Raw genomic sequence first — 4,877 nt, 5'->3', positions numbered from 1 at the left:
TCGGCAGGCGCTGCGCAGACTCCGCCGCCGTGCCGACGACGAAGTCGAAGCGTTCTTCGCGCGTCTCCTGCGCCGGAAGCGGCGGCCGCACGACGGGACTGCGGTCCTCGCGACCATGCCGTCCATGGCGGGACGGTCGCACCCGCGGGGGAGTGCTCGCGCGCCGCCTCATCATGTTCCGAGTCTAGGTCAGCGGTCGCCGTCGCGGTCGGCGATGCGTGCCGCGGCGGCGCGGCATCCCCCGCCCCGGGCTGCGCCGCCGGTAGCGTGAGGGCGATGCGTACCCGACTGTGCTCGAAGGTGGGCTGTGCCCGCGAGGCCGTGACGACCCTGACCTACGACTACGGAGATCAGATGGCCGCCCTCGGCCCGCTCGGCGCGGCGACCGACCCGCACGCGCACGACCTCTGCGCCATCCACACCGACCGCCTCTCGGTTCCCAAGGGCTGGGTCGTCGTCCGCCACGAGACGCTGCGCGTCTGAGTCCCGGCCGGCATCCGGATGAGGATGCGAGAATGGGCGGATGCCGACCATCGCCGCCCCTACCCGCATCCATGACTTCGTCGTCGCCGACCTGAGCCTCGCCGAGGCAGGCCGTCATCAGCTGCGCCTCGCCGAGAACGAGATGCCCGGACTGATGGCGCTGCGCGAGGAGTTCGGTCCGCTCCAGCCGCTCGCCGGAGCCCGCATCGCCGGGTCGCTGCACATGACCGTGCAGACCGCCGTGCTCATCGAGACGCTCGTGGCCCTCGGTGCACAGGTGCGCTGGGCCAGCTGCAACATCTTCTCCACCCAGGACGAGGCCGCCGCCGCGGTCGCGGTGGGTCCGCACGGCACCGTGGACCAGCCGGCCGGCGTTCCGGTCTTCGCCTTCAAGGGCGAGACGCTCGAGGAGTACTGGCAGTTGGCCGATCGCATCTTCGACTGGTCGGCCGAGGGCTTCGACGGGCCCAACCTCATCCTGGACGACGGTGGCGACGCGACGCTCCTCGTGCACAAGGGCGTCGAGTTCGAGGCGGCCGGCGCGGTGCCTGCGGCATCCGAGAACGATTCCCTCGAGTACCGCATCGTGCTCGACACGCTGCGCGCGAGCCTCGCCCGCGACCCGCAGCGCTTCACGCGCATGGCCGGGCAGATCGTGGGGGTCACCGAGGAGACCACCACCGGGGTCCACCGACTGTACGAGCTCGCGGCAGCCGGAAAGCTGCTGTTCCCGGGCATCAACGTCAACGACTCGGTCACCAAGAGCAAGTTCGACAACAAGTACGGCATCCGCCACTCGCTTCCGGACGGTCTCAACCGTGCGACCGACGTTCTCATCGGCGGCAAGGTCGCCTACGTGGTCGGCTATGGCGACGTCGGCAAGGGGGCGGCGGAGGCGCTCCGTGGCCAGGGAGCGCGCGTGATCATCGGCGAGGTCGACCCCATCTGCGCGCTGCAGGCGGCGATGGACGGCTTCCAGGTCGCACGTCTGGAGTCGGTCATCGGCGACGTCGACATCCTCATCACCGGCACGGGGAATACGCGCGTGGTGACGGTCGAGCACCTTCAGAACCTCAAGCACCTCGCCATCGTGGGCAACGTCGGCCACTTCGACGACGAGATCGACATGGCCGGGCTCGAGGCCATCGCGGGTGTCGAGAAGATCGAGATCAAGCCGCAGGTGCACGAGTACCGTCTGCCTGCGGGTGCCGGTCGTGCGCCGCGCAGCATCCTGGTCATGAGCGAGGGGCGGCTCATGAACCTCGGCAACGCGACCGGGCACCCCTCCTTCGTCATGAGCGCGTCCTTCACCAACCAGGTGCTGGCGCAGATCGAGCTGTACACCAAGCGGGAGCAGTATCCCGTGGGCGTCTACGTGCTGCCGAAGATCCTGGATGAGAAGGTGGCGCGCCTGCATCTGGCGGCGCTCGGCGTGCAGCTCACCGAGCTCACCCCGGAACAGGCCGCGTACATCGGCGTTCCGGTCGAGGGGCCGTACAAGCTGGACCACTACCGCTACTGACGGACCATTCGCGCGCCGTGCGCGGATCCATAGACCCGTCACAGCGAGTGTTCACCCCGCCTTTGTTTTGAATTCTTCAAAACTGGGTAAGGTGGAGGCATGCCCTCGATCGCGACCCCCGCGCACGGTGCCGACGCCGCCGATGCGGCGACCGCGCTGCGGGCGGCGGGGCTGAAGGTCACCGATTCGCGCACGGCGGTCTACGACACGCTGCGGACGCATCCGCACGCCAGTGCCGACGACGTCTTCCTCGCGATCGTCGAGCGGATGCCGCGGGCGAGCCGTCAGTCGGTGTACAACGCTCTCGGCGACTTCGCCGACGCGGGGCTCGTGCGCCGCATCGAACCGGCGGGTCGGCCGATGCTCTTCGAGCTGCGGGTCAGCGACAACCACCATCACCTCGTGTGCACGTCGTGCGGCGCGGTCGTCGACGTGGACTGCGCGATCGGCGCGGCGCCCTGTCTCGAACCCTCCGACAGCCACGGCTTCATCCTCACCACGGCGGAAGTGACGTACTGGGGCCTGTGTCCCGCATGCGCGCACGCCGCCACCCCACCCCTCACGGAAGGAACACCATGACAGACCAGGACCCGACCAGCGCCGGCATCGGCGCTGACGCGACCGACATCGACCAGTCCGTCACCGTCACCGACACCGACGAGGCGTATGCCGAGGAAGCCGCGACCTGCCCGGTCATCCATGCACAGCCGCATCCGACGCGTGGATCGGCCAACCGGGTGTGGTGGCCCAACCAGCTCAACCTCAAGATCCTCGCCAAGAACCCCCAGGTGCGTAACCCGCTGGATGCGGACTTCGACTACGCCGCCGCCTTCGAGTCGCTCGACCTGGCGGCCGTGAAGCAGGACATCGAGGAAGTGCTCACCACCAGTCAGGACTGGTGGCCCGCCGACTTCGGCCATTACGGGCCGCTGATGATCCGCATGGCGTGGCACTCGGCCGGCACCTATCGGGTGACCGACGGTCGCGGTGGCGGCGGCGCCGGTCAGCAGCGATTCGCCCCGCTGAACAGCTGGCCCGACAACGTCAACCTCGACAAGGCGCGGCGACTGCTCTGGCCCGTGAAGAAGAAGTACGGCCAGTCGATCTCCTGGGCCGACCTCATGATCCTCGCGGGCAACGTCGCGCTGGAGTCGATGGGCTTCCGCACGTTCGGCTTCGCCGGCGGCCGCGCCGACGTCTGGGAGCCGGACGACGACGTGTACTGGGGTCCCGAGACCACGTGGCTGGGCGACGAGCGCTACTCCGGCGACCGCGAACTCGAAAAGCCCCTCGCGGCCGTGCAGATGGGTCTCATCTACGTCAACCCGGAAGGACCGAACGGCAACCCCGACCCGCTGGCCTCTGCCCGCGACATCCGTGAGACCTTCGCGCGGATGGCGATGAACGACGAGGAGACCGTCGCGTTGATCGCGGGCGGCCACACCTTCGGGAAGACGCACGGCGCGGCATCCGACGACAACCTCGAAGACAACCCGGAGGCGGCGGGCCTGGAGGCTCAGGGCCTCGGCTGGAAGAACAACCACGGCACGGGGCGCGGTGACGACACGATCACGTCCGGCCTCGAGGTCACGTGGACCTATCACCCCACGCGCTGGGACAACGAGTTCTTCCACATCCTCTACGCGTACGAGTGGGAGCTCATGAAGAGCCCCGCCGGTGCGCACCAGTGGCGGCCGAAGGGCGGCCAGGGCGCCGACATGGTTCCGCTCGCGCACAGCGACGGCAAGCGCGAGCCGCGTATGCTCACGAGCGATCTCGCCCTGCGTATGGACCCGGAGTACGACAAGATCTCGCGAAAGTTCAAGGACGACCCCGACGCCTTCGCCGATGCGTTCGCCCGTGCATGGTTCAAGCTCACGCACCGCGACATGGGACCCGTCACCCGTTACCTCGGACCGGAGGTGCCGGCGGAGGAGCTGCTCTGGCAGGACCCCGTTCCGGCGCCGAGCGGCGCCCCGCTGGACGCTGCGCAGGCCGCTGACCTGAAGGCGCGCGTGCTCGACTCGGTTCTGACGGTCTCCGAACTCGTCGCGACGACGTGGGCGGCGGCATCGTCGTTCCGCGGCAGCGACAAGCGCGGCGGCGTCAACGGCGCCCGCATCCGCCTCTCGCCGCAGAAGGACTGGGAGGTGAACAACCCCGCCCAGTTGCATCGGGTGCTCGGAGTGCTCGGCGGTATCAAGACGGATGCCGCGCAGGCGGGTGTCGACGTGTCGCTCGCCGACCTGATCGTGATCGCGGGAAACGCCGCCGTCGAGAAGGCGGCCGCGGATGCGGGCGTCGAGGTGGAGGTGCCGTTCCACGCCGGACGCACCGACGCTTCCGAGCAGCAGACCGACGCCGAGTCGTTCGCCTACCTGGAGCCCGCGGCCGATGGCTTCCGCAACTACCAGGGTCCGCTGGCACCGATGCCCGCCGAGTACCACCTCATCGACAAGGCGAACCTCCTCACGCTCACGGCGCCGGAGATGACCGTCCTGATCGGAGGCCTGCGGGTGCTGGGCGCGAACTGGGACGGCTCGCCCTACGGTGTGTTCACGGACCGGGTCGGCGTCCTCTCGAACGACTTCTTCGTGAATCTGCTCGACCTCGGCACCACGTGGACGCCGCTGGACCCCGGCTCCCACGCCTTCGCCGGCGTGAAGGACGGTTCGGGAGAGAAGGTCGGCGTAGGCACCCGCGTCGATCTGCTCTTCAGCTCGAACTCCGAGCTGCGCGCGCTCGCCGAGGTGTACGCCTCGGACGACGCCACCGAGAAGTTCGTCCGTGACTTCGTCGCGGCGTGGACCAAGGTGACCGAGCTCGACCGCTTCGATCTTCACCGCTGAGCACGCGTCAGAACGACGCCGGG

At 68.9% G+C, this 4,877-nt stretch carries 4 protein-coding genes; all 4 read left to right on the top strand.

Translation table 11 applies throughout. The annotated features are described in order from the left end of the window. Window positions 1-276: 276 nt before the first annotated feature. The 4 genes from I5I_RS15100 to katG all read left to right on the top strand — a co-directional run bounded on the left by I5I_RS15100 (window position 277) and on the right by katG (window position 4,854). On the top strand, window positions 277-483 hold the full coding sequence (locus I5I_RS15100; protein ID WP_005048283.1) for a DUF3499 family protein: 207 nt from the start codon (window positions 277-279) through the stop codon (window positions 481-483). Window positions 484-523: 40 nt separating this feature from the next. Further along, a complete protein-coding gene (gene ahcY, locus I5I_RS15095) occupies window positions 524-2,005 on the top strand; it encodes an adenosylhomocysteinase (RefSeq protein WP_036321680.1) in 1,482 nt (493 codons plus the stop codon). A gap of 99 nt (window positions 2,006-2,104) precedes the next feature. Continuing rightward, a complete protein-coding gene (locus I5I_RS15090) occupies window positions 2,105-2,584 on the top strand; it encodes a Fur family transcriptional regulator (protein ID WP_036321668.1) in 480 nt (159 codons plus the stop codon). Then, a complete protein-coding gene (katG, locus tag I5I_RS15085) occupies window positions 2,581-4,854 on the top strand; it encodes a catalase/peroxidase HPI (RefSeq protein WP_036321667.1) in 2,274 nt (757 codons plus the stop codon). Before I5I_RS15090 ends, katG begins: the two co-directional genes overlap by 4 nt. Window positions 4,855-4,877 lie beyond the last annotated feature (23 nt).

The sequence above is a fragment of the Microbacterium sp. B24 genome (assembly GCF_000333415.1).
GTDB lineage: Bacteria > Actinomycetota > Actinomycetes > Actinomycetales > Microbacteriaceae > Microbacterium.
This window is presented reverse-complemented; position numbering and strand designations above follow the sequence as displayed.

Coding starts and splice junctions, on each gene's coding strand:
- I5I_RS15090 (WP_036321668.1), top strand. CDS start 2,105: ATGCCCTCGATCGCGACCCCCGCGCACGGTGCCGACGCCGCCGATGCG.
- ahcY (WP_036321680.1), top strand. CDS start 524: ATGCCGACCATCGCCGCCCCTACCCGCATCCATGACTTCGTCGTCGCC.
- I5I_RS15100 (WP_005048283.1), top strand. CDS start 277: ATGCGTACCCGACTGTGCTCGAAGGTGGGCTGTGCCCGCGAGGCCGTG.
- katG (WP_036321667.1), top strand. CDS start 2,581: ATGACAGACCAGGACCCGACCAGCGCCGGCATCGGCGCTGACGCGACC.